Annotated in this window: 25 protein-coding genes, 2 tRNA genes and 1 riboswitch; of the genes, 14 read left to right on the forward strand and 13 right to left on the reverse strand. The window is 68.2% G+C overall.

The features are described from left to right. Nucleotides 1–266: 266 nt before the first annotated feature. From ACYVDG_RS14770 to ACYVDG_RS14805, 8 genes are all read right to left on the reverse strand, one after another. The gene (locus ACYVDG_RS14770; RefSeq protein ID WP_460751576.1) at nt 267–893 is read right to left on the reverse strand and encodes a TetR/AcrR family transcriptional regulator; all 627 of its coding nucleotides are present in this window, start codon (nt 891–893) and stop codon (nt 267–269) included. A gap of 353 nt (nt 894–1,246) precedes the next feature. Then, nucleotides 1,247–1,320, reverse strand: a tRNA-Ala gene (locus ACYVDG_RS14775). 67 nt (nt 1,321–1,387) lie between these two features. Beyond that, nucleotides 1,388–2,074, reverse strand: coding sequence for a divisome protein SepX/GlpR (gene sepX, locus ACYVDG_RS14780; protein ID WP_460751579.1), 687 nt, complete (start codon nt 2,072–2,074; stop codon nt 1,388–1,390). A gap of 404 nt (nt 2,075–2,478) precedes the next feature. Beyond that, complete coding sequence (locus tag ACYVDG_RS14785; RefSeq protein WP_460751583.1) at nt 2,479–3,198, reverse strand: GNAT family N-acetyltransferase; 720 nt, start codon at nt 3,196–3,198, stop codon at nt 2,479–2,481. 253 nt (nt 3,199–3,451) lie between these two features. After that, entirely contained in the window at nt 3,452–3,961 is a 510-nt protein-coding gene (locus tag ACYVDG_RS14790; RefSeq protein WP_460751586.1) for a MogA/MoaB family molybdenum cofactor biosynthesis protein, read from the reverse strand. Then, entirely contained in the window at nt 3,954–4,457 is a 504-nt protein-coding gene (gene moaC / locus ACYVDG_RS14795; protein ID WP_460751591.1) for a cyclic pyranopterin monophosphate synthase MoaC, read from the reverse strand. Before moaC ends, ACYVDG_RS14790 begins: the two co-directional genes overlap by 8 nt. A 125-nt stretch (nt 4,458–4,582) precedes the next feature. Continuing rightward, nucleotides 4,583–5,815, reverse strand: a complete 1,233-nt coding sequence (gene glp / locus ACYVDG_RS14800; protein ID WP_460751593.1) for a molybdotransferase-like divisome protein Glp — start codon at nt 5,813–5,815, stop codon at nt 4,583–4,585. Next, nucleotides 5,812–6,765, reverse strand: a complete 954-nt coding sequence (locus ACYVDG_RS14805; RefSeq protein WP_460751596.1) for a UTP--glucose-1-phosphate uridylyltransferase — start codon at nt 6,763–6,765, stop codon at nt 5,812–5,814. The genes glp and ACYVDG_RS14805 overlap by 4 nt, the downstream gene beginning before the upstream one ends. A 155-nt stretch (nt 6,766–6,920) precedes the next feature. Between ACYVDG_RS14805 and ACYVDG_RS14810 the strand changes: the two genes are divergently transcribed. The 4 genes from ACYVDG_RS14810 to mscL all read left to right on the forward strand — a co-directional run bounded on the left by ACYVDG_RS14810 (nt 6,921) and on the right by mscL (nt 9,456). Further along, on the forward strand, nt 6,921–7,544 hold the full coding sequence (locus tag ACYVDG_RS14810) for a 5-formyltetrahydrofolate cyclo-ligase (RefSeq protein ID WP_460751600.1): 624 nt from the start codon (nt 6,921–6,923) through the stop codon (nt 7,542–7,544). A 212-nt stretch (nt 7,545–7,756) separates the two neighbouring features. Beyond that, nucleotides 7,757–8,119 carry an FmdB family zinc ribbon protein gene (locus ACYVDG_RS14815; protein WP_460751605.1) on the forward strand — a complete coding sequence of 121 codons (363 nt, stop codon included), beginning with the start codon at nt 7,757–7,759 and terminating at the stop codon, nt 8,117–8,119. Between the two features lie 142 nt (nt 8,120–8,261). Continuing rightward, nucleotides 8,262–8,918, forward strand: a complete 657-nt coding sequence (locus ACYVDG_RS14820) for an SAF domain-containing protein (protein WP_460751609.1) — start codon at nt 8,262–8,264, stop codon at nt 8,916–8,918. A 79-nt stretch (nt 8,919–8,997) separates the two neighbouring features. Next, nucleotides 8,998–9,456: a large conductance mechanosensitive channel protein MscL gene (gene mscL, locus ACYVDG_RS14825; protein ID WP_460751614.1), complete on the forward strand. Its 459-nt coding sequence runs from the start codon at nt 8,998–9,000 to the stop codon at nt 9,454–9,456. Nucleotides 9,457–9,554: 98 nt separating this feature from the next. On the opposite strand, the gene ACYVDG_RS14830 is transcribed toward mscL, so the two are convergent. Continuing rightward, nucleotides 9,555–10,664, reverse strand: coding sequence for a D-alanyl-D-alanine carboxypeptidase family protein (locus tag ACYVDG_RS14830; RefSeq protein ID WP_460751617.1), 1,110 nt, complete (start codon nt 10,662–10,664; stop codon nt 9,555–9,557). Nucleotides 10,665–11,086: 422 nt separating this feature from the next. On the opposite strand from ACYVDG_RS14830, the gene ACYVDG_RS14835 reads away from it, so the two are divergent. Next, nucleotides 11,087–11,159, forward strand: a tRNA-Arg gene (locus ACYVDG_RS14835). 211 nt (nt 11,160–11,370) lie between these two features. Continuing rightward, nucleotides 11,371–11,607 (forward strand): hypothetical protein, encoded by a 237-nt coding sequence (locus tag ACYVDG_RS14840; protein WP_460751620.1) that lies wholly within the window; start codon nt 11,371–11,373, stop codon nt 11,605–11,607. Between the two features lie 16 nt (nt 11,608–11,623). Here ACYVDG_RS14840 and ACYVDG_RS14845 read toward each other — a convergent pair whose 3' ends face one another. Further along, nucleotides 11,624–12,862 carry a phospholipase D-like domain-containing protein gene (locus ACYVDG_RS14845; protein WP_460751624.1) on the reverse strand — a complete coding sequence of 413 codons (1,239 nt, stop codon included), beginning with the start codon at nt 12,860–12,862 and terminating at the stop codon, nt 11,624–11,626. A 187-nt stretch (nt 12,863–13,049) separates the two neighbouring features. Between ACYVDG_RS14845 and ACYVDG_RS14850 the strand changes: the two genes are divergently transcribed. Further along, nucleotides 13,050–13,865 (forward strand): HAD family hydrolase, encoded by an 816-nt coding sequence (locus tag ACYVDG_RS14850; protein ID WP_460751629.1) that lies wholly within the window; start codon nt 13,050–13,052, stop codon nt 13,863–13,865. Nucleotides 13,866–14,525: 660 nt separating this feature from the next. Here ACYVDG_RS14850 and ACYVDG_RS14855 read toward each other — a convergent pair. Both ACYVDG_RS14855 and ACYVDG_RS14860 read right to left on the reverse strand, forming a co-directional pair. Beyond that, complete coding sequence (locus ACYVDG_RS14855) at nt 14,526–15,986, reverse strand: HNH endonuclease signature motif containing protein (protein ID WP_460751634.1); 1,461 nt, start codon at nt 15,984–15,986, stop codon at nt 14,526–14,528. 772 nt (nt 15,987–16,758) lie between these two features. Next, the gene (locus ACYVDG_RS14860) at nt 16,759–17,115 is read right to left on the reverse strand and encodes a VOC family protein (protein WP_460751637.1); all 357 of its coding nucleotides are present in this window, start codon (nt 17,113–17,115) and stop codon (nt 16,759–16,761) included. 76 nt (nt 17,116–17,191) lie between these two features. Here ACYVDG_RS14860 and fdhD point away from each other — a divergent pair, with 76 nt between their 5' ends. Continuing rightward, nucleotides 17,192–18,022, forward strand: a complete 831-nt coding sequence (fdhD, locus tag ACYVDG_RS14865; RefSeq protein WP_460751640.1) for a formate dehydrogenase accessory sulfurtransferase FdhD — start codon at nt 17,192–17,194, stop codon at nt 18,020–18,022. A gap of 21 nt (nt 18,023–18,043) precedes the next feature. Here fdhD and ACYVDG_RS14870 read toward each other — a convergent pair whose 3' ends face one another. Beyond that, nucleotides 18,044–18,358, reverse strand: a complete 315-nt coding sequence (locus tag ACYVDG_RS14870) for a DMT family transporter (RefSeq protein WP_460751644.1) — start codon at nt 18,356–18,358, stop codon at nt 18,044–18,046. 30 nt (nt 18,359–18,388) lie between these two features. Then, a riboswitch (guanidine-III (ykkC-III) riboswitch) is annotated at nt 18,389–18,456 on the reverse strand. 303 nt (nt 18,457–18,759) lie between these two features. Between ACYVDG_RS14870 and ACYVDG_RS14875 the strand changes: the two genes are divergently transcribed. From ACYVDG_RS14875 to ACYVDG_RS14900, 6 genes are all read left to right on the forward strand, one after another. Continuing rightward, nucleotides 18,760–19,164: a DUF485 domain-containing protein gene (locus ACYVDG_RS14875; protein ID WP_460751649.1), complete on the forward strand. Its 405-nt coding sequence runs from the start codon at nt 18,760–18,762 to the stop codon at nt 19,162–19,164. Next, nucleotides 19,161–20,867, forward strand: a complete 1,707-nt coding sequence (locus ACYVDG_RS14880; protein ID WP_460751655.1) for a solute symporter family protein — start codon at nt 19,161–19,163, stop codon at nt 20,865–20,867. The genes ACYVDG_RS14875 and ACYVDG_RS14880 overlap by 4 nt, the downstream gene beginning before the upstream one ends. A gap of 277 nt (nt 20,868–21,144) precedes the next feature. Continuing rightward, a complete protein-coding gene (locus ACYVDG_RS14885) occupies nt 21,145–22,161 on the forward strand; it encodes a sensor histidine kinase (RefSeq protein ID WP_460751658.1) in 1,017 nt (338 codons plus the stop codon). Further along, nucleotides 22,158–22,949 (forward strand): LytR/AlgR family response regulator transcription factor, encoded by a 792-nt coding sequence (locus ACYVDG_RS14890; RefSeq protein ID WP_460751663.1) that lies wholly within the window; start codon nt 22,158–22,160, stop codon nt 22,947–22,949. Before ACYVDG_RS14885 ends, ACYVDG_RS14890 begins: the two co-directional genes overlap by 4 nt. After that, on the forward strand, nt 22,946–23,338 hold the full coding sequence (locus tag ACYVDG_RS14895; RefSeq protein WP_460751666.1) for a hypothetical protein: 393 nt from the start codon (nt 22,946–22,948) through the stop codon (nt 23,336–23,338). Before ACYVDG_RS14890 ends, ACYVDG_RS14895 begins: the two co-directional genes overlap by 4 nt. Further along, the gene (locus ACYVDG_RS14900) at nt 23,335–24,990 is read left to right on the forward strand and encodes a sodium/solute symporter (RefSeq protein WP_460751669.1); all 1,656 of its coding nucleotides are present in this window, start codon (nt 23,335–23,337) and stop codon (nt 24,988–24,990) included. Before ACYVDG_RS14895 ends, ACYVDG_RS14900 begins: the two co-directional genes overlap by 4 nt. Nucleotides 24,991–24,992: the final 2 nt, after the last annotated feature.

The raw sequence follows: 24,992 nt of genomic DNA on the forward strand, positions 1-24,992 counted from the left end.
TGCGTCGAACTCGGAACGTGTTCCGACGTCACCGACGATCTACACATAGCCGACACACCGTGAACAATCACCACAGAGACGACCTTTCATGACCTACCACCATGAGCGGCACATTACCCTTCGTAGCTTCACGGAGACTCGGTTCCCCTTGGAAGGCAGCACCAGCATCCACAGACGAACCAGTTTCGGGCCCACAGTAAAAGGAGTATGCACCGCGGCCATTCACCTGGGTGCCCCTCCGCGGAACACGCCCCGGGGCGGGGCGCCTACGGGCCTGAGATCTGGTCGGCTTCGGAGCTGCGATCGGCGGGGCCGAAGAGGAGCCCCGCGCTCCGCCGGGTGATGGTCAGCAGATCGTCGTCCCCGAGCAGGGACCTGACGCCGGAGCTGTCCAGGTTTCCGGAGAGCGCCAGAGTGGAGATGCCGTGCACGATCGACCACCCGGCCACCGTCGCGGCGCCCACGTCGTCCACAGGGCGCCCCTCCGCAGCGGCGGAGGACGCCCCGGACCGCAGTTCGGCGAAGGCTGCCGCGCGCGCCTCGGAGAGTTCTGCGTCTTCCTCGTCGAGCAGGGTGGGCGCGAACATCACCTGGAAGTGCGCCGGGTAATCAGTGGCGAATCGCACATACGCGACACCGGACTCCAGGAAGCTGCCGTGCGCCTCCCGGTTGGCCCGCAGACGGTCGGCGAGCTCTCTGAAGCCCTCCGTCGCCAGTGCGTTGAGCACGCCCTCCCGACCCCCGAAGTGATACCTAGGGGCCGCATGGCTCACGCCGAGGTCCGCAGCGAGCGACCTCAGGCTGAAGGCGTAGGGACCTTCACTCTCGATGACCTCCGCGGCTCGCTCCAGAACGGCGGCCCGCAGGTTCCCGTGGTGGTATCCGTCTGCCATGACCAGGACTGTACATCGGAGGGCTCCCCCGGGCGGCCTTTACCGGGCGCACCGAGAAAAGTCCCGCGGGACCGGACTTCTGCGGCTTTCGACGGTAGGCTGGAGTCCGTGCCGGCCCACCCCGACACAGGGGATAGACGCTTCGCCGGTGACACTCGAGGCTCCGGTCCGGACGACCGCCCGCACCAGGGAACAGCGTCACCCGTCCGACCCGACCAGAGCACACCGAAGGGCCCGATCCGCCGGACCGGGCCCTTCGTCTTGCCCCTGGAGACTGTGCTCCCGGAGACAGAAAGCGGCCCGTGTCGGCCGGTGAAAACGGTTCACCTAACGACACGGGCCGCCGACTTCGGTGGAGCTATGGGGATTTGAACCCCAGACCCCCTCGATGCGAACGAGGTGCGCTACCGGACTGCGCCATAGCCCCGAAGACGAGATAAAGACTAGCAGGAAAGTTGGTGTGGGCCGAACTCGTTTCCCTCGTCCGGCCCCGGTCAGTCTCCCGCTGCCCGCAGGCGGGCGTCGGCGTACTGGTCGTAGACCTGGCTGCGACGCTCGATGAAGGCGATGACCTGAGCTTCGCGCTCCGCCTCCCGCTCGGCTTCCCGGGCTTCCTCCTCTTCGGCCCTGCGGGCACGCAGGGCCGCCTGGCGGCGTGCTCGGAAGTAGGCCTCCCGGCGCTCAGCATCGGCCTTGGCGGCCTCACGGAGCAGGGCCAGATGCCCGACGAGCAGGAGGAGCGGCGGTGCGATCACCCACCAAGGGCCGAGACCGATGGAGACCGCCGCGATCGTGGCGATGTTCAACAGGGTGAGCGCACTGGTGCGGCGGCGCCTACGGGCGATGACCCGGGCCCTGGGCTCGCGGACCGGAGGGCCTCGTCGCTCAGCGGAGCGGTAGACCTGACCTGGCGCCTCGTCGACGTCCGTGTCGTCGCCGCTGACGCCAGGGCGGGTGATGACCTGGGTCTCGTTGAGGTCCGGGCCCTCCTCGCCGCCTGACAGGCCCTCCGCGCCGTGCTCGGCCTCCTCCTCGGCCTCCGGGGCGCCCGCGTCCTCGTCCTCGTCCTCACGGCGGGTGTCCTCGTGGACGGCGTCCACGGAGTCCTTCCGCAACAGCATCGGGACGAGGACGATGAGCCAGACCACCACGATGGCCAGGTACAGAGGAGAGCTGCTCATCACCCCTCCTCACGATGACGGCCACTGAACGTTGATCGACACTTCGTCGACACCGCTCCGCGTGTGGCTGGACCTGCTTCCGGGAGTAGAGACGTCTCCCGGCGGGACATCGTTCCTGGCCCGGGTTGGGCTGGGATCGGTTCCCGACCGCCATATCCACGCGTTGCCCGCATCGTCAATGCGTCTATGTTCCGCACGGTACGACCCCGTGTCCATAAATGCGCCACATTCTGACCGGAGTGTCGCAAGATTGTGGACTATCAGTTTCGGACGCCACACCCCCGCCGACGTAAGACCAGGTCAGGCGCTGACTGCAGATAGTAGCGCCAATTCAACGCAAAGTAATGAATGGTTGTGCTTAAAGGGAGGTTTAAGCCACGGACACATCCGTGATGTTGCCCTGTTCAGTTCGACCCCGGGTACGGACTCGCCGGATCTCGCGGATCACCGCCACCGTTCGGGCCCTGTGGCCCCAATGCGGAACCCGGGCCGGAACCCCCCTCTTCGGACGGGCCGGAAGACGCCCCGTCGTACCAGCGCCGCAGAACGCCGTGGGGTACCTCCTCGGAGGTGAGCGCATAACAGATGTGGTCCCGCCAGGCACCATCGATGTGGAGCTGGCGCCTGCGCACTCCCTCGTCGCGGAATCCCAGTTTGGCCACCACCCGTCGGCTGGCACGGTTCTCGGGTCGGATATTGGCCTCGATCCGGTGGAGTCCGACACGGAAGAAGGAGTGGTCGACCGCCATAGCCACCGCCGTCGGGGTGATGCCGCGCCCCGCGTACGCGCTGTCGACCCAGTATCCGACCTGCGCTGACCTGGCTGATCCCCACACGATGGCCCCTACCGTGAGCTGCCCAACGAAGCGGTCCTCGTAGAGGATCGCCCACGGCATCGCCAGCCCCTGTCTGGCCTCTCGGCGGATCGACTGCACCATCGCGACATAGGACCCGAGGCCGGTGGTGCGCAACGGCATCTCCGGATACGTGGGCTCCCAAGGCCGCAGCCACTGGGCGTTCCGGGCCCGCGTGTCACGCATTGCCGGGGCGTCGCGAAGGCGCAGCGGACGCAGCCCGATCGGCCCCTCCTCAAGGGTGACGGGCCACCTCTGTCTGCGATTCACTTCCGTCCCTCCGAGGCACTCGGCACCGTCTTGCTCGGATGCGGCACCGGCCTTGTGGACGCGTGGAGCGCCCGTTGTCAGTGCCGCCTCCCAGTATTCCACTCCGCGGGCGTGAGGTGGCGGGCGTCACCCTCACCTCACCAGAATCGGATGACTCGAAACTCCATTCGAACCTGCGCCGAAAGTCGACACAAGGTCAAGGAATTCCCAGGCACCGGAATGCCTGAGATGTGATTCCGGTCATTGTTCGGTGTCATTCGGGTCGTGGGTGGTCTCCCCCGCGGAGCTGGTCTATCGCGTGCCCAAGAACCGGCTCCAACACCTGCATCCCGTCACGTACACCGCCTCTGGATCCGGGCAGGTTGACCACGAGCACACGGTGTCCGGCCCGCTCGACGACCCCGGCCAGCCCGCGGGAGAGGATCGCCGTCGGCACACCCTTCTCCCGGCCCGCCGCGCGCAGCGCCTCCGCGATCCCGGGGACCTCGAAGCTGAGCAGCGGGCGCGTTGCCTCCGGGGTGTGGTCCTGAGGGGTGAGTCCCGTGCCGCCGGTCGTCAGCACGGCGTCCACCCGCTCCTGCACGGCCTGCTCGATGGCCTCGGTGACCGGTGCTCCGTCGGGCACCACCCGAGGACCGACGACAGTGCACCCCATGGCCCGGAGCCGCTCCGCGACCACCGGGCCGGAGCGGTCCGGGTAGACACCCGCGGCCGCCCGGTTGGACGCGGTCACCACCGCGACACGGTGGACGGAGTCACTCACCGCGCCTCCAGTGACCCTTCTTTCCGCCGGTCTTCTCCTCCACACGCACCCGGGTGACCTCGGCTTCGGGGTCGAGCGCCTTGACCATGTCGACCAGGCCAAGGGCGGCCGTCATGACGCAGGTGAGCGCCTCCATCTCGACCCCGGTGCGGTCCGCGGTGCGGACCGTGGCACTGATGTCCACCCCGTCGTCCGCGACGGTCAGGTCCACGTCGACACCGTGCACCGCAATCGGATGGCACAGCGGAACGAGGTCGGGGGTGCGCTTCGCGCCCTGGATCCCGGCGATCCTGGCGACCGCGAGGGCATCGCCTTTGGGTACTTCCCCGTCGCGCAGGGCGGCAACGGTTCCCGGGGCCAGCAAGACCCGGCCGGTAGCCGTCGCCGTGCGGGCGCTGACGTCCTTGCGGGAGACGTCGACCATGCGCGCGGAGCCGGACTCGTCGAGGTGCGTGAGGCCGGAGGAGTGCGCCTCCGGCTGTGGGGTGTCGGTCATCGCTGTGGAGCCACCCGTTGTCTTGGCGTTGAACACACGGCCCACCGGTGTGGCCGACCGCGGGGACGCACGGTGACGCGCCCCACGAAGACGGTACTCCTCCGCGACGACAAGAGGTCCCTGGGTCAGCGGTCGGGCAGGACCAGGACCTCCGCCACCGCACCCGCCTCGAGTTCGGAGACCTCCTCGGGGACGATCAGGAGTCCGTTCGCGTCGGCCAGCGCGGAGAGCTGGTGCGAACCCTGCCGGACCGCCGGGGAGACCGTGTGTTCCGCTTCCGTGTGTTCCGCGTCGGCGCCCGCCAACACGGCGCGCAGGTACGAACGGCGCCCCTTCGGTGAGCTGACCGGAGACGTCAGCCGGGCGCGCACGGACGGGAGGGGGTCCGTGGAGAGGCCGCGCAGCTTGCGCAGGAGCGGCCGGGCGAACAGCTGGAACGACACGAACGCGCTCACCGGGTTACCCGGAAGTGTGAGGATGGGGGTCTTGTCCGGGCCGATGGTCCCGAACCCCTGGGGCTTGCCGGGCTGCATGGCCACCTGCGGGAACTCCACGGTGCCCTGCCGGGTCAGTACTTCCTTGACCACGTCGTAGGCGCCCATGCTGACCCCGCCGGTGGTGATGACCACGTCCGCGCGGATCAGGAGGTCTTCGAGGGTGTTCCGGACAGTGGTCGGGTCGTCGCCGACGGAACCGTGCCGGTGGACCTCGCAGCCGGCGTCCTTGGCCGCCGCGGCGATCATGTAGCTGTTGGACTCGTAGATCTGCCCCGGGGCGAGCGGGCGTCCCGGTTCGACCAGCTCCTCGCCGGTGGACAGCACCACCACACGGGGGCGGGGGTAGACCGGAACCGTACGGCGCCCCACCGCGGCCAGGACCCCCATCTCGCCGGCCCCGACCAAGGCGCCCGAACGCAGTACCGTCGCGCCCTCCTCGACGTCCTCTCCCCTGCGCCGGATGAAGCTGCCCGACCTGGTCGGGCGGTCGATCAGGACCTCGACCGTCCCGCCGTCGGTCCACTCCACCGGGACGACCGCGTCAGCACCGGCCGGCATGGGTGCCCCGGTCATGATGCGGGCGCACAGGCCGGGTCGGATCGTGTTCGGGTTCGGGTCGCCCGCCGGGATGTCGGCCACCACCCTCAGCCGCGCCGGGTCCTGGGCCGTGGCACCCTCCAGGTCCGCCGCGTGCACGGCGTAACCGTCCATCGAGGAGTTGTCGAAGCCCGGCAGGGACACCGGAGAGGTCACGGGCTCCGCGAGAACGGTCCCGTGTGCCTTCAACAGGTCCAGCTCCGTAGCTTCTGGGACCGCGACCAACCCGAGCAGGTCGGAGATGTGCTGTTCGACGCTCTTCAACGGTTTCCTCCGGGCAGAAGCTGCTCCTGACGGTCCAGGAACTCGCGCAGCCAGGGTAGGAGTTCCTCGGCCAGCTCGGGGCGGCGACAGGCGAAGTCGACCACGGTGCGGATGTAGTCGGCCTTGTTCCCGGTGTCGTAGCGGCGCCCGCGCAGCAGGACCCCGCGCACCCCTCCGCCGTCTTCGGGCGCCATACGGGCCAAGTCCTTCAGGGCGTCGGTCAGTTGGATCTCCCCGCCGCGGCCGGGAGGGGTGTCGTGCAGGACCGGGAACACCGCCGGGTCGCACACGTAGCGGCCGATGATCGCCCAGCGGCTGGGGGCCTGCTCAGGCGCGGGCTTCTCGACGAGGTCGGTGACGGTGACGACGTCGTCCTCACCAGTGGGCTCCACGGCCGCGCAGCCGTAGAGGGAGACCTGCTCGGGCTCCACCTCCATGAGCGCCACGACACTGCCGCCGTGGGCCTGGCGGACCTCGATCATTCTCCGGAGCAGGTCCGCCGACTCGATGAGGTCGTCGCCGAGGAGCACCGCGAAAGGGTTGTCGCCCACGTGCGGCTCAGCGCACAGCACCGCGTGTCCCAGCCCCCGGGGCTCACCCTGGCGGACGTAGTGGACCTGGGCGAGTTCACTGGACTCGCGGACCGACCGGAGCTTGCCCTCTTCGCCCTTCGCGGCCAGGGCCCCCTCCAGCTCGTACGCCCGGTCGAAGTGGTCCTCGATGGAGCGCTTGCTGCGGCCCGTGATCATCAGGACGTCGTGGAGCCGGGCCGCCACGGCCTCCTCCACGACGTACTGGATCGCGGGCTTGTCCACGATCGGCAGCATCTCCTTGGGCGTGGCCTTGGTGGCGGGCAGAAAACGGGTGCCCAAACCCGCCGCGGGCAGGACAGCCTTGGTGACGGGGGCTGCCTCGGGACGTGGGCGTGTCTGGTCGCTGTCGGCGTTCATGCAGGGCACTTTAGGACAGGAACCAGGCGTTCTGTCGCCCGATGGCGGATCGGTGGCCGAGAAGTGCCCCCTGTTTCGGATGACGGCACCGAAATAGCAACCGGCCGTTCACTCCGCTGGGAAGCCGCTACCGGGCCGGGTGCCACACTGGGCCCATGGACGACCCGAACGACCCGAGCCGGTTCGACAAGCGGAAGCTACGCGCACACATCCTGGCCGAGCGTCGGGCCCGAGGGGCCGAAGAGCGCGCCCGGGTGGGTTCAGTGGTCCGCGACACCCTGATGGAGATCCCCTGGCTGGCCATGGGCGGCACGGTGGCCTGCTACTACTCCGTCGGGGGCGAACCCGACACCCGCAAGCTGGTGAACGCGCTGTGGAAGCGGGGCGCCTACGTCCTCCTCCCGGTCTTCCTCCCCGACGGCACCCTCGACTGGGCGTCCTTCGACGGGCCGGACAGCGTGGAACCCGCCGGACACGGACTGGTCGAACCCACCGGGCATCGCTACGGCCCTGAGGTCCTGGGCCGCGCCGACGCGGTGGTCTGCCCCGCGCTGGCCGTGGACCGGCAGGGCAACCGGATGGGGCGCGGCGCGGGCTGTTACGACCGGGCGCTTGCCCACAAGGGGCCGCACGCGCCCGCGATCGCCTTGGTCCACGACGAGGAGTTCGTCGACGGCCTTCCGGTGGAACCGCACGACCGCGGGGTCGAAGCGGTGGTGACCCCGGACAGGGGCCTCCACGTGTTCGACCCCGCCGGGGTGGCCTGGCCGGGCGGGTGACGCGCGCTGGCCCGGGTGGTGTGGGCAGGCCCGGGGATTAAGGCATCCGTATCGGGCGTTATTGGTGGCGGTCGCGTCCCGAAAGGGTCGGTTGCCGCGCCGGCCCTCCCCTGGCACCAGCTACGGGTGAGGTGCTGTCGCGGCTGTGGTCGGCGAACGCGTACTATTTAGCAGTCAACGGGTGTGAGTGCCAGCAAGGAGGACCCGGAACAGTGCCTACGTATCAGTACGCGTGCACCGCGTGTGACGCCCAGATGGAGGTCGTGCAGAGTTTCAGCGACGATTCGCTGACCGTCTGCCCCGAGTGCGAGGGGCGCCTCCGCAAGGTGTACTCCGCCGTCGGCATCGTCTTCAAGGGCTCGGGCTTCTACCGCACCGACAGCGGCACGAGCACCACGAACAGCTCCGCGATGACCGGCTCCAACGAGAACACCGCCGAGAGCAAGGACAGCGGCTCCACCGACTCCGCCAAGTCCACCGGCGACTCCGGCGCTGCCCCCGCCACGAGTGGCGGCGGTGACAGTTCGAGCAGCAGCAAGAGCTCCAGCACCAGCACGCCCGCAAGCAGCAGCTGAGCCACCGTTCCGTTGACCGTGGCCGCGCCGTCGAGACCTCTCGGCGGCGCTTTCTTCTTGCCCGGCCCGTATCCGCGATTCCCGGAAAACAGGGCTGTGGACAACCCGTTGGGGCAGGTCGGCCCGGCCTAACGTTGGAAGCATGACCAACGCCCCTCCCCCCTACCGGCACCGGCGCGCGGTCACCCGCCTGCTCGACCGGTACCGGCGCGTCCTCGCGGCGGCGCTGACCGCGCTGGCCGCGATCAGCGCCGTCCTCGTCGTCCGTCCGCCCCCGGAACCCAGCACCGAGGTCCTCGTCGCCGCACGGGACCTCGACGCGACCGCGCCCCTGGACGGGGACGACCTCACCACCCGCACCCTGCCGGAGCACGCCGTGCCCGGCGGGGCCCTTGCACCGGAGGACCAGGCCTCCGAGCTCCCGTTGAACGCACCGGTCCGCAAGGGCGAGGTGCTCACCGACGCACGCCTGAGCGAGTCACCGGCCGCCCCCTACGGGCCAGACCTGGTGGCGGTACCGGTACGGGTGGCCGACCCGGGCGCGGTCGACCTGCTCTCACCCGGGAGCCGGGTGGACGTGCTGGCCGCCGCGGGGCAGGACGAACTCACCGGACCGCCCTCCCGCGCGGGCCCGGCGCTGGAGGTGGTCGAGGACCGGCCCGTGCTCGCGCTGCCAGAGGAAGGCGAACGCGGTGGAGAGGGCGGAGCGCTCCTCCTCATCGCCGCCACCGCCGATGAGGCAAGGGCTCTCGCGGGGCACGCGCCAGCTTCACGACTGTCTGTGACTATTCGCGGTTGACCCATGACCAGTGGTGGTGAAAGCTATCCGGGCGCCCATTCGGGCACGTCAGTCACTCACGAACACGTAGGGCAGTTCCATGGAAGGCTTCAAGAAGTTCCTGCTCCAGGGAAACCTGGTGCAGCTGGCCGTCGCGGTTGTCATCGGCTCCGTCTTCGCCTCACTCATCACCGCGTTCACCGAGGGGTTCATCACCCCGCTGCTCGGTATCTTCGGCGGCGTCCCCACCTTCGGGGACCTGTACTTCGAGATCAACGACAGCCAGTTCATGTACGGCGCCTTCGTGGACTCCCTGATCTCATTCCTGATCACCGCCGCGATCCTCTACTTCTTCGTGGTGATGCCCCTCGGCAAGCTGATGGAGAAGTTCATCAAGGCGGAGGAAGCCACCACGCGCGAGTGCCCCTACTGCTTCAGCGACATCAGCAAGCAGGCCAGCAAGTGCCCCCACTGCACCAGTGAGGTCACGCCCGAGGTCGCGAGCACGGAAGGAGCTGAGAGCTCCGAAAGCTCAGAAAGCTCCGAGAACAAGGCATAGCGAAGCCGGTCCCGGAGAACAGGGCGCCAGAGGGATAGCCGGCCGGACACGCGTGAGGGCGGCCCATCGGGCCGCCCTCCGGCGTTCACAGGTTCGGTCTACGGCTCGTACTCCCAGTGCCAGGGCTCGAACGGACTGGACTTGGCCCAGTCCGGGTGAATCCAGTCGTACCTCGCGCCGTTCTCCTCCATCCAGTTCCACCGCTCCGAGCGGAAGTTCTGGATACCGCAGCCAAGGTCGATCGCCTGGCCCAGACCGTGGTTACTGGTGCCCGGGACCGCCGCGAAGCCCGGCGCGACCTCGCCGTACACGCGGTGCTGGTTCGGCAGGTCACGGTAGGCGCTGGTAATGCACATGTTCTCGCCGAACTCCTCGACGTACTCCACGTTGAGTTCGAGGAAGGCCACCGCCGCGTCAGCGCGGAGGAAGTGATCGTCGTAGAGCTCGCAGAGCGCGTCCTCCGGCAGCAGGCCGTTCGGGTAACCGTCCGATGCGTCTGCTGCGCTGGCATCGCAGTCGGCCGCGGCCATGTAGGTGTCGGGGTCCAGGCCCTGAGCCTCCAGCTCCTCAGTGAGCTGGTTCGTGCTCTCCTCGGACTGGTCGCGCAGCGAGTCCACCTCCGCGGCCAGTTCGGCCTGCTCCAGCTGGGTGAAAGTCTGCAGTTCCTGCGCCTCACCGGCCAGATCCACCTGCTCCGCGCGCAGGTCGGTGGCGTCCTGGATGAGCGCCTGGTTGTCCTCGGACAGTTTGGCCGCGTAGGACTGCGTCTGCAGGTCGTCGTCGAGGTCACCCGTCGCCATGATGCCGATCACGCCGGCCTCTGGCTGTTGGTACATGGTGCTGCCCAACTGCGCGAGCGGTTCGCGCATGTCAGCAAGGTCACCCTCGATCTGTTGGAGCTCGTGGAGGGTATCGACCAGGTCTTCCTGGACTTCCTCAAGGGCGTCCTGGCGCTCCACGTACTCGTCGGTCGCCTCTTCCAGGGCTTCCGCCGCGCTCTCAGCGTTGTTGCGCAGGTCTTCCAGGCTCGCTTCGGCCGAGGCGGGGGTCACCGCCGCTTCGGTCACGGGCATGACCAACAGGGCCGTGGTCAGCACGAGCGTCAGCGCCTGCGCCATCCGGACCCGAGGGAGCCCACCCAGGGCGGTCAGCACCCCGCTACCCGGTACGCGGGACCTCCGCCGCGCCGACTCAGAAGTGAACGGCACGAATGATCCTCCGGCTGCATTTTCCTCGAACACCTACTCGTGGCCGCAAGGCAAACTACTACATGTCCACATGCGGACACACTGGACTCTACGGCCCGGCGGCCGAGCCTCGGGGCGGCTGAGCGCCGCCCCCCTGGTCGTCTCGTCGGCCCTTCGATGGAACGCCTGGTCAACGGGGCACCGCTATCTGTCGTACCCATCCACCAACAGTGACCGAAGTGCGTATGTGGCCATAATCGCGACACGCGACATGAACAACATCACACCACAACCAAGACAACCAATCGTAGGTCAGCGTACTCTGCCACGCACGCAGAGTGTCTCGCGCGTGCCCCGCCAACACCAATTCGCACCCCATGCACACCCATCCTGGGTTAGGCTGGACCCCGCAACCGGGCAACAACCGGTTCAGTACCGCACATGGCTCCGTAGCTCAGGGGATAGAGCACTGCTCTCCTAAAGCAGGTGTCGCAGGTTCGAATCCTGCCGGGGCCGCGTCTGACGGACGGGTGCCCTTCTCGGTCGAGAGGGCACCCTTCTGTCTGTCACAGGTCAGAATCGCGTCTAATCCCGGTCAAGCCGCCACAAGCACCCCAGCGATGCCTCGGCCGAATTCTCGGTGAGTTGGCGCGGCGATCGTGTCGGACTGTGCTTCGTGCACCCTCCCCCTTGATCATGGGCACCAGGCTGATCAGGGGGAGAGCACATGGCGGAAGGAAAGCAGGACCCCGGCAAGGAGACCGGCGGGATGGAAACCGCCGGGACCGAGACCGGCGGGACGAAAGGGCGTCAGCGGGGCGCGTCGCCCTCGGCGATCGCGGGTGCGCTCAACCGGGATCCCCAGCCCGGCCCTCAGCACTGGGGCGGCCCCCGCCCGAAACGGGCGGAACCCCGCACGTACTTCACCAGGAAGTTCCCCCGGTTCTCCCCGAACGACGTCTAGTCAGGGGACCGTCCGGTCAGAGGAAACCGCGCCAGGGCGCCAGGACCATCTCGCTGAACTTCGCCATGAAGGGGCGGCTGCGCCACTCCTCCTCCGTGAGTTCACGGGCGTTGGTGAGGTCGGTGTCGAAGACCCGCTCCAAGTGCTTGGCCACACCCTCGTCGAAGATCTCCACGTTGATCTCGTAGTTGCCGGTCAGGCTCAACCGATCCACGTTGGCCGTGCCGATCGTGCTCCAGCGGCCGTCCACCGTGGCGGTCTTGGCGTGCACCATCGCGTCCTTGTACAACCACAGGCGAACCCCGCCTCGGAGTAGTTCCGAGTAGCGCCCTCGCGCCATCCAGTCGGCGACGATGTGGTTCGAGTTCTCCGGGACGAGCACGTTGACGTCCACGCCGCGGCGGGCCGCCTCGATCAGGACGTTGGCGAGTTCGCGGTCGGGGATGAAGTAGGCCTGGGTGAAGATCACGTGGTCCCTGGCCCGGTCTACGGCCTCCAGGAACATCGCCCGAATCGGATAGATGAGCAGTTCGGGGACGTTTCGGTGGACCCGGATCCGCGAGTCCCACTCGGCTTCGCCCAAGCCCTCCAGGTCGGGCTGGTCGGAACTCCGGTTGGTGTTCCAGAAGTCGACGAAGGCGTTCTCCAACTCCCACACCGACGGGCCCACCACCCGCAGGTGGGTGTCGCGCCACTCGATGGCGTAGGTGGAGCCCACGTTGAACCCACCGACGAAACCGACCTGGCCGTCCACCGTGAGGATCTTGCGGTGGTCGCGTCCGGACTTGCGGACGTTCATCAGCAGCACACCGGGGCGGAACGCCGGGTAGCGCAGCACCTGTACCTCAGGAGGGAAACGGAAGAAAGAGCGGGGGACGACGAGGTTGGCGAAGCCGTCGTAGATGACGTACACCTCGACACCGCGTTTGGATGCTTCGATGAGCGCGGACTTGAACTCCTGGCCCACCGCGTCGGCCTTGAAGATGTAGGACTCGAACAGGATCCGGTGGCGAGCACCCCGGATCGCTTCGAGCATGTCCTCGAAGAGGTTCTCGCCGTAGGTGTAGACCGTGGCGGTGGTGCTCCCGACCGGCATCGAAGCCGGTTCGGTGCGGGGGAAGTTGACCCGGTGCGGGCGCACCTTCTTGCGCCAGTGGTCGATACCGACGAGGGTCGCGACCACCGCGACCTGTGTCGCCAGCAGCCCGAGCAGTCCTCGCTTGACCCAGGTCATAATGGTCGAGCGTCGCAACATACGGTCGCCTCCCGAACAGGCCGTCCGCCGCGGACCCGTGCACGACGGCGACCCCGGCGCAAGGTGGAAACCAACCGTATCCCGGCACACACCGCGGCACTCGGCACGAACCGCCTCCCGGCCTAACTCGGCTCCGGGGGCGGGGCGTGAGTTCCCACACGTATCGCCGGGAGTCATAATTCGTCCTATGGCCCTTCCCCGTGTGATCGCCACAGACCTCGACGGAACCCTCCTCGATGGGGACGGCACAGTCCCCGACCGTGCACGCCGAGCCCTCAACGCCGCCTCCGAAGGCGGAGTACGGGTGGTCATCGTGACCGCTCGTCCTGCCCGCGCCACCGACGCCATCGCCGCCATGTTCGACTGCGCCGCTGTGGTCTGCGCCAACGGCGCCCACACCCAGCTGCCCGGGGAGCCGGTACTGACGCGTGCCCTAGACCGCGACACTTCCGGTCTGGTCGTGGAGAAGCTGCGGAGCGGCTTGCCCGACCTGGGGTTCGGGGTGGAGACCGGGACGGACTTCTACCACGACCTCGCATACAACGAGCACCTGGCCTCATGGGTGCCGCGCTTCGGGGTGAGCGGTGTCCTGGACGGTACTGACGCGCTGCTCGAGACAGCCTCTCCGGTCGCCAAGCTCATCGCCCGTTCCAACACGTACGCGGTTGAGTTCATGCTCGAATCCGCCCGAGAGTCCGTGGGTTCGCTCGCCGACGTCACCTACTCGGGCGGGCACGGTCTGCTGGAGGTCAGCGCCGCTGGGGTGAACAAGGGCAGCACACTCGCCATGCTGTGTGAGCGGTGGGGCGTGGACCGGGAGGATGTGGTGGCCTTCGGTGACATGCCGAACGACCGTTCCGCCCTGACCTGGGCCGGTTCCGGTTACGCGATGGCCAACGGCCACCCCGAACTGCTCGGCCCCGGGCTGGGGCTGAGGGTGGCCCCGCCCAACGGCGAACACGGTGTCGCCCAAGTGGTCGAGGAACTGCTCGCGGCAGGATAACGCGGCGGGGCGAAACCGCTGGCTGAGGTGGTGGGGTGCCTTCTATCGTGGCGGGTCCCTTGCTGCCAGGTGACCGACCCTGTGGACGCTCTCTTCAAGGACGGAGACCGGGCAGCACGGGGACGGGTGGGGACGGGATTGGGTTTGCCCTGGAGGGTTGAGGGCTCTCTCTGGGCTGGGGGCTCCCTCTCTGGGCTGGGGTTCCCTCTCTGGGCTGGGGTTCCCTCTCTGGGCTGGGGTTCCCTCTCTGGGCTGGGGTTCCCTCTCTGGGCTGGGGTTCCCTCTCTGGGCTGGGGTTCCCTCTCTGGGCTGGGGTTCCCTCCTTTCCCGCCGCTCGATTGTGGCCGTCTCCGCTACGCGCCTCAAGGTCGTCGCCATCGAGCGCTTCGCGCGTCATTGGCGCTCCACCTTGACCCGCTCCGCTACGACGGCAGGTTGGCGGCTATCGGGAAAGGGGGACGGGTGGTTGAGGTCTGCGTCGGTTCGGGCTTCGCCCGAACGGCCCGGTCGGCCTGGCGGCCGATGCCTGTCCCTGCGCCGGAGCGTTGACGGGTCGGGTGTCACGGCCGGTCATGGTGGGAGGCGGACCCCCGGGGGCGGGGCCTGCGGTGGGGGCGGGGCCTGTGGTGGGTTGGTGTGTGGTGAACCCCCTTGTTGGAGTCAAAAATAAGGGTGAGTGTGACTCCGGGAAGGGGGTTGGGCTGGGTCAGGGTCCCCGTCCGAGCCCTTGCCCCCACTCTGGTCCTTGTTGTTCCGGTTGCGGTGGGAAGGGCGGCCCTGCCAGACGGGCTGGTCGGGGTTGGTTTCCCGGCGATACTTCAACCGGTTGTGGTCTGAGCACAGTGGCTGGATATTGTCCGCGCTCGTCGTTCCGCCGGCCGAGAAGCTCCTCTTGTGGTCGGCCTCCGAGGCGCTGGCCGGGGTGTTGCACCCCTGGTACCAAGCACAGGTGGTGTGACCGAACATCCCCGCGTCCCGCAGAGCACCCGTAGCGTTGCGCTGGGCGCGCCCCACGTCCAACACCGTCTCCCCCTTCGGGGAGGTGATCAGCCGGCGCAGCACGCTGTTGGGGGCCAGGGCACGGATCGCGGCCATGGAGAACACCTGCCCGTCCTGGGTCATCGCCGGACCCGCACCCTCGTCCTGGAGGCCGAGGAAGGTGGGCAGGGGCACCATGATGTTGATCATCGCCACCGCAGCACGCTTCCGGCCCGTGCCACCCGTGCCGCCCTGACCGCCCGTGCCCTTGCCGTCCCCGGTACCGGCACCCTCAGCGCCCTCACCGTTCCCGGTGGGGTCGGTGGGGGTGGTGGGGTTGGTGGCGGACCGGACCAGGTTCATGAACGCGTCATACATCCGCTCAGAGACCGACACGTGCAGCCTCTCAGGGTCATAGTCCACCTCATAGGCCTTGAGCTCACGCTTGACCTCCTCGGCGTGCTCAACCGGACCCCAGAGTTCGAACAGGAAGGTCGCATCGAAGGTGTGCGCCAGGCGTGCTCCACGGGCGTCGAAGGCGGCCTGGTACTGCTCTTCCACTGCGGAAGGGTTGTACTGGGCCAGGAGTTCCCGGCCCAGCTGGGCGATGTCGGAGGTCGACATGGTCGGCTTCTTGGCCTTGGCGGCCATGATCCCGGCCTCCATCATCAACCGGAAGGTGCCCGCGTCCGGGTGGGTTCCGGTGTTGCGCGCCACCACCGCCCTCTCAGCGGCCCGGCACACCGCCACCGCCTCACCGATCGACAACAACCCCGAATCCAAGCCTTCGCGGATGGCGGGAAGCTCCCGGGCGAACAGGCGGCGGGCCAGTTCGGCGCGCCCGTTGGCCTCAACGGGCACCATGCCGGCCGAGTGGATCAGCCAGTTCTGCACCGACCGCTGCCCACCCGCCTCCAACAGGGTCCCGGCCGCCTCCAGCTGCGCCAACCGGAGCAGCATCGCAAGCTGGGCCTGTTCCATGTCCTCCCACACCTGCGAGACCACGTCCAGAACCTCACCGGCCGCACCGGTCGGGGGCACCTCGCCCATTTCCGAGGTGATGCTCTTCCGGGCAGCACCCATGGCGGCCACGGCGGGCGTATTGCCCGCCGTGTTCCCGCACTGCCCGAAAGAAGAAGTCATACTACTAAGGATATCAACCACGCCCCGGAAAAGAAATAGATCGGGGCGACAAAATCCCTGCCCGGCCACCCTGCCCCACCTTTCTGTTGCCCAAGAAGAAGCTTTCCCGGAAAAGAGCGCACCCCCTGTTCACATTCCCGGGCAAAGCGGACAAATCCGATCCCTCGTGGGAATGATCTTGCTACCAGAGTCAATTTCGGCGCCGAAATTGACTCTGGTAGCAAGATCATCAGGGAAAGGCCCGCACCGAGAGGTTTTCGCCTCCCACATTGACCGGCCGCGACACCCGCAACCGGTAGGCTCCGGCGCAGTAGCCCACCCGGCCGCCGGCCGCCAGGCCGTGCCGTTCGGGGTCCGCCGCACGCCTTGACCAGCCGCGACACCGCCAGGCGTCAACGCTCCGGCGGCGTGGCAGGCATCGGCCGCCAGGCCGACAGAATCAGTTTTCGGGCGAAGCCCGAAAGGGCTCGGACCTCAACCACCCGTCCCCCTTTTCCGCTAGCCGCCAACCCGCCGTCGGAGCGGAGCGGGTCAAGGTGGAGCGCCAATGACGCGCGAAGCGCTCGATGGCGACGACCTTGACGCGCGTAGCGGAGACGGCCACAATCGAGCGGCGGGAAAGGAGGGAACCCCAGCCCGGAGAGGGAACCCCTGACTCAAGAAGGGCACCCCAAACCGAAAAGGAATCCCGCCCACCCCAGCCACCCCGACTAAAGCAGGGCACCCTAGCGAAAGCAGGCCACCCCGACTAAAGCAGGGCTCCCTCTGTAAATTATCGGCTTGGCGCCACAAAGCAGAATTCATTTCCTTCTGGGTCGTGGAGGACCTGGAAGGAGCCCTGTTCGTCGGTGACTACCTGGCCGACGGTGGTGGCGCCGTGGCGGAGTGCGGTGCGGGTGGCTTCGGCGATGCTGGGGACGCGCAGGTCGAGGTGGATCCGGTTGGGGGCGGACTTGGGGTGCGGGGTGGGCTGAAAGGACAGCTTGGGGAGGCCGGGGAGGTCCTGCACGTGGGCCCAGCCGTCTGGGCGGTCGACGACCGTGCCGCCGAGAAGGAGGGCCCAGAAGCGGGCGAGGGTGGACGGTTGGACGGCGTTGACGACCCACTGGTCGACGGATCCCAGGCTCATGTGAGGACTCTATGGGAGATAGCGTGATCGGATCCGTTCATGAAGGTGAGCGGTATGAACACGGGGTGGTGGAACCTTGGGTCGGGTCACGGTGCGCGAGCGGGTGCTGCGGATCAGGGACGGCGCCGTCAGTGAGCGGGTCGACACCTTGGCGGCGGAGGAGCCTCTGGAGGTGCGGCTGAACGGGCGGGCGCTGACCGTCACGATGCGCACGCCCGGGCACGACTTCGACATGGCGTCGGGGTTCCTGGTCGGGGAGGGCGTGCTCGCCCAGGCACGGGACGTGGTCACCACCCGGTACTGCGCCGGGGCGACTGAGGACGGCTCCAACACGTTCAACGTCGTCGACGTGACGCTGGCCGCGGACGTGCCGGAGCCGGACACCGCGTTGGAGCGCAACTTCTACACGACGTCCGCCTGCGGGCTGTGCGGTAAGGCCAGCCTGGACGCGGTGCGGACCAAGGCCCGCTGGTCGGTGGCCGAGGACCCGGTGCGCATCTCGACGGAGACACTGTCGGTGCTGCCGACGCGGCTGCGTGAGGCGCAGCGGGTGTTCGACCGGACCGGCGGCCTGCACGCGGCGGGGCTGTTCGACGCCGACGGAAACCCGTTGGTGGTACGTGAGGACGTGGGCCGCCACAACGCGGTCGACAAGGTGATCGGCTGGGCCCTGCGCGAGAACATGCTGCCGCTGCGGGGCAAAGTCCTGGCGCTGTCCGGGCGCGCCTCGTTCGAGCTGGTACAGAAGGCGTGGATGGCGGGGATCCCGGTGGTCACGGCGGTCTCCGCTCCTTCGTCCTTGGCCGTCGACCTGGCCGCCGAAGCCGGGACCACCCTGGTGGGCTTCCTGCGCGGCGCGTCCATGAACGTCTACGCGGGCACCCACCGGGTAATCCTGCCGGAATGACCCTCAGCCCAGGACCCTCCCTCAGCCCAGGACCTTGAGGCCGACCACCCCGGCCACGATCATGATCAGGCACAGCGCCTTGGGCACGCTGAAACCCTCACCGAGGAAGAACATGCCGATCAGGGCGGTACCGACGACGCCGATCGACACCCAGATCGCGTAACCGGTGCCCAGCGGGATGGTGCGCAGTGCGTAGGCGAGCCCGCCCATGCTCAGCGCCAGGGTGACCACGAAGGCCACCGACGGCCAGAAGCGGCTGAAGCCCTGCGACGCGTTGAGCGCGGCCGCCCACGCGGTCTCCAGAAGACCCGAGATCACCAGAACGAGCCAGGCCATGACCTGTACCTCCAAGACGTGCGAACAGTGTCCGCGCCGTCTTGTCATGACCGGGTACGGCGCACCTCGTCCGGGGTTCACAGGTTCTCGAACGGTATAACGCCCCCTCGCAGCGGGGGCTTCCGGGGTCCTTGGAGGGGTCCGTCACCGGGGACGGTGCGTGCCGCACGGCCCTTCGCCCAGGACCGCCGGGCGACCGTTCAGCGTGCTCAGCGACCGTTCGTCGCACGCTTGGCGACCGCTTGACGCTCCTCACCCGCGTTCGGCGCGCGCCCCCGCACACCCCCTGCTCAGACAAAGTGCCCCTCCTTACAGTGCCGAGTAATGCAGGTCACATCTCCGAAATGTGGCCTTAACCAACCCCGCACCGTCCCCGCCCATCCCCCGGAGGTACCGAAATCATGGCAACAGACAGGCCTACCAAGGATCCGACACCACCCGACGGGAACGGCGACGGCGACGAACCCATCAAGGACGAGGCCTACGTCGCCATGCACGGGGACCGGCGGTTCATCGAGCTCAAGCGCCGTCTGTACCGCTTCATCTTCCCCATAAGCATCGCCTTCATGGCCTGGTACCTGCTGTACGTGCTGATGTCCGCCTTCGGACGCGACATCATGGGCACGGAACTCATCGGCGGCTTCAACGTGGCGTTGCTGTTCGGCCTCCTGCAGTTCGTGTCCACGTTCGGGATCGCCATCTTGTACACGACGTACGCGAACCGGAACTTCGACGCCTCCGCCGCAGAGCTGCGTGACGAGCTCCAGAACGGCGGATCGGCCAAGGCGAAGGAGGAGAGCCGATGATGCTCGCGCAAGAACTCGCGCAGGAAGCGGTGAGCGAGAGCAGCCGCTTCGTCACCCTCGCCCTCTTCGCCCTCATGATCGCGGCCACCCTGGGCATCACGGTCTGGGCCAGCCGCAACACCCGTTCCGCGACCGACTTCCACTCCGGCGGCCGTGGATTCTCCTCACTCCAGAACGGTCTGGCCATCGGCAGCGACTACATGTCCGCCGCGTCCTTCCTGGGCATCGCGGGCATGATCGCGCTCTTCGGGTACGACGGCTTCCTCTACTCCATCGGCTTCCTCGTGGCCTGGCTGGTAGCCCTGCTGCTCGTCGCGGAGCTGCTGCGCAACTCCGGCCGCTACACCATGGGCGACGTGCTCTCCTACCGGATGCAGCAGCGCCCGGTGCGTACGGCCGCGGCGGTCTCGACCATCGTGGTGTCGATCTTCTACCTGCTCGCGCAGATGGTCGGTGCGGGCGCGCTCATCGCACTGCTCCTCGGCATCCAGGAGGGTCAGACCTTCCTCGGCATGGACGCCGACACCGCGAAGATCGTCGGGATCGTCGTCATCGGCCTCCTCATGACCATCTACGTGGCCTTCGGCGGGATGAAGGGCACCACCTGGGTACAGATCACCAAGGCCGTCATCCTGATGGCCGGTGCCGCACTGCTCACCCTGTTGACGCTGTCCCTGTACGGCTTCAACCTGGGTGCGCTGATGAGCGACGCAGCCAACGCCAGCCAGGCAGCGGCCGACGGCAACGCGGCCGGGTTCCTGGAGCCGGGCCTGCGCTACGGCGTCGAGGTGGCTGGCGACCCGATGCAGACCATGTGGAACAAGCTGGACCTGATCAGCCTCGGCTTGGCCTTGGTGTTGGGTACCGCCGGTCTGCCGCACATCCTCATCCGCTTCTACACGGTGCCCGACTCCGGGAGCGCGCGGAAGTCCGTCAACTGGGGCATCGGCCTCATCGGCACCTTCTACCTGATGACCCTGGTCCTGGGTTTCGGCGCCGCTGCGCTGGTCGGGCACGAGGCCATCACGTCCCAGGACGCGGCCGGAAACACAGCCGCCCCGCAGTTGGCGCAGGTCGTGGGTACGACCATGGGCGGCGAAATGGCAGGGGCCGTCCTGCTGGCCATCATCGCCTCGGCTGCCTTCGCGGCGATCCTGTCGACCGTGGCCGGTCTGGTGATCGCCTCCTCGTCCTCGTTGGCGCACGACTTCTACAACGCCGTGATCCGCAGGGGTAAGGCCAGTGGTACCGAAGAGGTCAAGGTCGCCCGGTTCGCGGCCCTTGCCGTGGGTACCGTGGCGATCGTCCTGGCGATCTTCGCGCAGAACCTCAACGTGGCCTTCCTGGTCTCGCTGGCGTTCGCGATGGCCGCCTCGGCGAACCTTCCGACCCTGCTTCTCAGCCTGTTCTGGAAGCGTTTCAACACCGCTGGCGCCCTCGCGGGTATCTACGGTGGTCTGATCAGCGCGGTGGGCCTGGTGTTCTTCTCCCCGGTCGTTTCCGGCGCCGAGAATGCGCTCATGCCCAACGTGGACTTCGCCTGGTTCCCGCTGCCCAACCCGGCTCTTGTGTCGGTGCCGATCAGCCTCCTGTGCGCGGTCGTCGGAACGTACATGTCCAAGGAGCGCGACTTCGAGAAGTTCGCGATGCTCCAGGTCCGCGCCCTCACCGGTGCCGGTGCCGAGAAGGCCAGCGACCACTAGTAGCCATGCAGGGCACGGGAATCCGGCCACCGGCGGTTACTCCCATCGGACGCGCACCCTCGTCCGGTGTCGCCGCCGCCCCGTCGCCCCCTCAGGGCCCGCCGTCTCCTCGCGGAGGCGGCGGGCCCGTCCCTTGCGACACGGGAGAGGAGACCCGGCACGTGAGGATCGACACACTTTGCGGGGATAAGATCAACCTGTGTCTTACAGGTGGCTGTCGTGGCTTTCCCCGTCCCGGCGCCCCACGCCGTCGGACCGCCGAGCGAGTGTCGAGTTGATGCGCCAGGTCCACGCCCTGGGTGTCGACCTCCAGGACGGCTTGCACGGGCGCGGGGTGAACGCCGCCGCCCGGCGTCTTCGCCAGGTGCTCGCGGTGGAAGGTGTGCTCTTGGCCGACCTCGACGGTCAGGTCGCCTCCCACGGGAAGCGGCCGGGCACAGAGGAGGTCGAAGGGTTGCTCTCCCAGGTGTTCGAGTTCGGTGGCGGCGCCCGTTCCCGTCTGCCCGACGGGTCCTCGGTGTGCGCTGTCCCGCTCAAGGTAGACGATGAACTCTCCGGTGCCCTGCTGGCTACCGGAAACCCGGTCGAGGCCGATGTCGAGGCGGCCGCGGCCCTGGTCTCGGACTGCCTCGACCACGCGGCGCTACGGCGGGCGCGCGACCGGATCGCCGCGGCCGACCTGCGCACCCTGCGCGCCCAGATCTCACCCCACTTCGTGCACAACGCGCTCGCGGTGATCGCCGCCCTCGTGCGTACCGACCCCGACCGGGCGCGCCACCTGCTGTCGGACTTCGCCGACTATCTGCGGTACGGGTTCTCGGAGAAGGGCGACTACGCGACGGTCGCGGACGAGTTGGAGGCCACCCAGACCTACCTCGAACTCCAGCGGGCCCGTTTCCACGACCGCCTGGACATCACCGTGCGGATGGCACCTGAGGTGCTACCCGTCGCTATCCCCTTCCTGGTCGTGCAGCCGATCGTGGAGAACGCGATCCGGCACGGCCTGGAGCGCAAGGAGGGGCCGGGGCACATCAGCGTGTCGGGCTTCGGTGAAGGTCCTCTGTGCGTGATCGAGATCGAGGACGACGGTGTGGGTATGCATCCGGAACTGGCGCGCGCCCTGTTGGCGGGCACCGGGCCGGAGTCGCGCAGCGTGGGCTTGGCCAACGTCGACCAGCGGCTGCGTGCCGTCTACGGACCGGAGTACGGTCTGATGATCGAGACCGCGCTGGGAGAAGGGACGAAGGTGACCGTGCGCGTACCGAGGTTCGCACGTGGGGTGGTGGTTCGGTGAAGTCCGAGCTCCGTGTCCTGGTGGTGGAGGACGAGGCGTCCACCCGCCAGGAGATGGCCGCCCTGCTCGACGACATGCCCGAGGTGTCGGAGGTCCTGGTCGCCGACAACGGGGCGACCGCTGTACGCCTGTTGGGCACCACCGCCATCGACGCGGCCTTCCTCGACATCCTCATGCCCGGGCTCGACGGTATGGACGTGGCCCGGGTACTGAGCGTGATGTCAGAGCCCCCGGCGATCGTCTTCGTGACCGCCTCCGAGGCGCACGCCGTGGAGGCCTTCGGAATCGGGGCCGTGGACTACCTACTCAAACCGATCCGCCCGGAGCGCCTGGCCGAGGCCGTGGGGCGCATCGCGCAGCTGAGCCAGACGAGCGGTTCGACGTCCCCGGCTGAGGACCTGCACGTGGTGCAGATCGACACCGGACGCCGCACCGTGTTCGTCAAACGCGACGACGTGCAGTTCGTGGAGGCCCAAGGCGACTACGTGCGGCTGCACACCGCCGACGGTACCCACCTGATCCGGCTCTCGCTCTCCTACTTGGAGGAGGTGTGGGCCGGTGCCGGGTTCATCCGGGTGCACCGCGGCTTCCTCATCGCCATCCCCTGGGTACGGGACCTGCGGGTCACGTCCTCCTCCGGGCTGGTCGCCGGAACGCCCGCAGGTGATGTCCCGGTGAGCCGCAGGCACGGACGGCACCTGCGCGAACAGCTCCTTGAAGCGGCCAAGCACGACCAGCTCGGCCGTTCGGCGGCGCGCCCGTCGGGGACGTCTAAGGACCAGCAGTGAGTCCTCGCCGCGAGAAACTCACCAGCCCGCAGACCCGCATCGCGCTGGCGCGGGGCAACCGGCCGGTGCAACACCTGCTGCCGGTGCCCGAGCCGGTGGACACGGAGGCGGCGCGGCGGCTCTTCCGCGCGCAGCGGCGCACGGCCGTGCGCACGGTGCTGCTGCTGTCACTGCTGCTGTTCGGGATGAGCGGTGCCTTCGCCCTGTTCCCGGTGCTGGGCGAGGTCCGGCTGATCGGGGTACCGGTCTCGTGGCTGATCCTGACCGTGGCGATCTATCCCATGCTGTTCGGGCTGGCCGTGTGGCACGTGCGCGCGGCCGAACGCCTGGAGGACAGGGCGGCGAGCGAGGACCGGTCGGCACACGCGGAGGGTGACGGACCCTCATGAGCGTGGCGGTACTGGCGATTGGCCTGGTGCTCGTCACGAGCCTGATCATCGGGATCTACGGGGTGCGGGCCGCACGGTCCACCTCCGACTTCCTGGTGGCCTCCCGCCGGGTCTCCCCGAATTGGAACGCCTTGGCGATCGCCGGTGAGTACCTTTCGGCCGCCTCTGTGCTGGGGCTGGCCGGGCTTCTGCTCAAGAACGGCCTCGGCACCATGTGGTACGCCGTGGGCTTCACAGCGGGCTACGTTGCGGTGGTCGCCTTGGTCGCGGGGCCGATGCGCCGGTCGGGCGCCTACACAGTGCCGGACTTCGCCGAGTACCGGCTGGGCGCGCCCCGGCTGCGCAAACTGTGCGGCTGCATCGTGCTGGTGATCATGCTGCTGTACCTGGTTCCGCAGTTCAAGGGGGCCGGGGTGGTGTTGAGCCTGGTCAGCGGGACCCCCTACTGGGTGGGGGTGCTCCTGGCCGGGTTGGTGGTGAGCGGTTCGATCGCGGCGGGCGGGATGCGCTCGGCCACGTACGTGCAGGCCTTCCACTATGTGGTCAAACTGGCCTTCCTCGCAGTGCCCGCCATCTACCTGGTGGTGCACGCGGGTGCGGACACCCGTGCGGAGGCGCTGCACCCGGAGTGGGGCACCCAGTTCCCCGCCACCACGCCGGTCGAGTTCGCCGTCGCCACGGACTTCAGCTTGGACGAGCCGGTCACCGTGCTCACCACCGACGGCGAGGACCTGGACCTGGCCGCTGGAGAGCACTCGGTGGCGGAGGGCACGGAGTACGTGTTCCCCGAGGGGGCGCCCATTCCGCACCCGGAAGGGCTGCCTGAACTGGGCAGCGAACAGTGGAGTATGCCCCTGCTGAACGTGGGCGGCTACCCGGTGTTCGAGACCTGGTCGACCCTGCTCGCGATCACTCTCGGCTGCATGGGGCTGCCGCACGTCATCATGCGCTTCCACACGAGCCCGACCGCGCGGATCGCTCGCCGGGTCGCCGTTGGCGTGATCGCGCTGCTGGGGCTCTTCTACCTGTTCCCCACGGTCTACGGCCTGCTGGGACGAGTGCTCACGCCTCAGCTCGTGATGCTCCAGGGAACGGACACGGTGGCGGTGGTCCTGCCCGCGCAGGCGGTACCGGGGTCGGCGGGCACGATCCTCACCGCGCTGGTCGCGGCGGGGGCTTTCGGCGCCTTTCTGTCGACCTCCTCGGGCCTCCTGCTGGCCCTGGCCGGCGGGCTTTCGCACGACCTGTTCCAGGGCAGTGTGCCCCGACTGCGGCTGGCCGTCGCGGTGGGTGCCTGCGTGGCCGTCCTGCTGGCGCTGCCCGCGCAGATGATCGACATCAACGTGCTGGTGGTGTGGGCGTTCACGGTGGCCGCGTCGACCTTCTGCCCCCTGCTGGTGCTGGGGATCTGGTGGCGGCGCCTTACCCTGCCGGGCGCGGCCGCGGGCCTGACCGTCGGCGCTGTGACCGCCACCGGGGCGGTCGGCTGGTCGGTCCTGTTGGCCACCCCCGTGGGCTGGCCGACCGTGCTGCTCGCCCAACCGGCGGCCTGGACCATCCCGCTGTCCTTCCTCACGATGATGGTCGTCTCCCGCTTTACCAGGCCGCCTGAGTGGGCCGAGCACGCGGTGCTGCGCCTGCACTCCCCCTGAGG

This window comes from Nocardiopsis oceani, assembly GCF_054777395.1.

Excerpts from the sequence above, each read along its gene's own strand:
- ACYVDG_RS14770 (WP_460751576.1), bottom strand. The coding sequence starts at position 893 with ATGGCAGACGGATACCACCACGGGAACCTGCGGGCCGCCGTTCTGGAG.
- sepX (WP_460751579.1), bottom strand. The coding sequence starts at position 2,074 with ATGAGCAGCTCTCCTCTGTACCTGGCCATCGTGGTGGTCTGGCTCATC.
- moaC (WP_460751591.1), bottom strand. The coding sequence starts at position 4,457 with ATGACCGACACCCCACAGCCGGAGGCGCACTCCTCCGGCCTCACGCAC.
- ACYVDG_RS14805 (WP_460751596.1), bottom strand. The coding sequence starts at position 6,765 with ATGAACGCCGACAGCGACCAGACACGCCCACGTCCCGAGGCAGCCCCC.
- ACYVDG_RS14810 (WP_460751600.1), top strand. The coding sequence starts at position 6,921 with ATGGACGACCCGAACGACCCGAGCCGGTTCGACAAGCGGAAGCTACGC.
- ACYVDG_RS14820 (WP_460751609.1), top strand. The coding sequence starts at position 8,262 with ATGACCAACGCCCCTCCCCCCTACCGGCACCGGCGCGCGGTCACCCGC.
- mscL (WP_460751614.1), top strand. The coding sequence starts at position 8,998 with ATGGAAGGCTTCAAGAAGTTCCTGCTCCAGGGAAACCTGGTGCAGCTG.
- ACYVDG_RS14840 (WP_460751620.1), top strand. The coding sequence starts at position 11,371 with ATGGCGGAAGGAAAGCAGGACCCCGGCAAGGAGACCGGCGGGATGGAA.
- ACYVDG_RS14845 (WP_460751624.1), bottom strand. The coding sequence starts at position 12,862 with ATGTTGCGACGCTCGACCATTATGACCTGGGTCAAGCGAGGACTGCTC.
- ACYVDG_RS14850 (WP_460751629.1), top strand. The coding sequence starts at position 13,050 with ATGGCCCTTCCCCGTGTGATCGCCACAGACCTCGACGGAACCCTCCTC.
- ACYVDG_RS14855 (WP_460751634.1), bottom strand. The coding sequence starts at position 15,986 with ATGACTTCTTCTTTCGGGCAGTGCGGGAACACGGCGGGCAATACGCCC.
- ACYVDG_RS14860 (WP_460751637.1), bottom strand. The coding sequence starts at position 17,115 with ATGAGCCTGGGATCCGTCGACCAGTGGGTCGTCAACGCCGTCCAACCG.
- ACYVDG_RS14870 (WP_460751644.1), bottom strand. The coding sequence starts at position 18,358 with ATGGCCTGGCTCGTTCTGGTGATCTCGGGTCTTCTGGAGACCGCGTGG.
- ACYVDG_RS14875 (WP_460751649.1), top strand. The coding sequence starts at position 18,760 with ATGGCAACAGACAGGCCTACCAAGGATCCGACACCACCCGACGGGAAC.
- ACYVDG_RS14880 (WP_460751655.1), top strand. The coding sequence starts at position 19,161 with ATGATGCTCGCGCAAGAACTCGCGCAGGAAGCGGTGAGCGAGAGCAGC.
- ACYVDG_RS14885 (WP_460751658.1), top strand. The coding sequence starts at position 21,145 with ATGCGCCAGGTCCACGCCCTGGGTGTCGACCTCCAGGACGGCTTGCAC.
- ACYVDG_RS14900 (WP_460751669.1), top strand. The coding sequence starts at position 23,335 with ATGAGCGTGGCGGTACTGGCGATTGGCCTGGTGCTCGTCACGAGCCTG.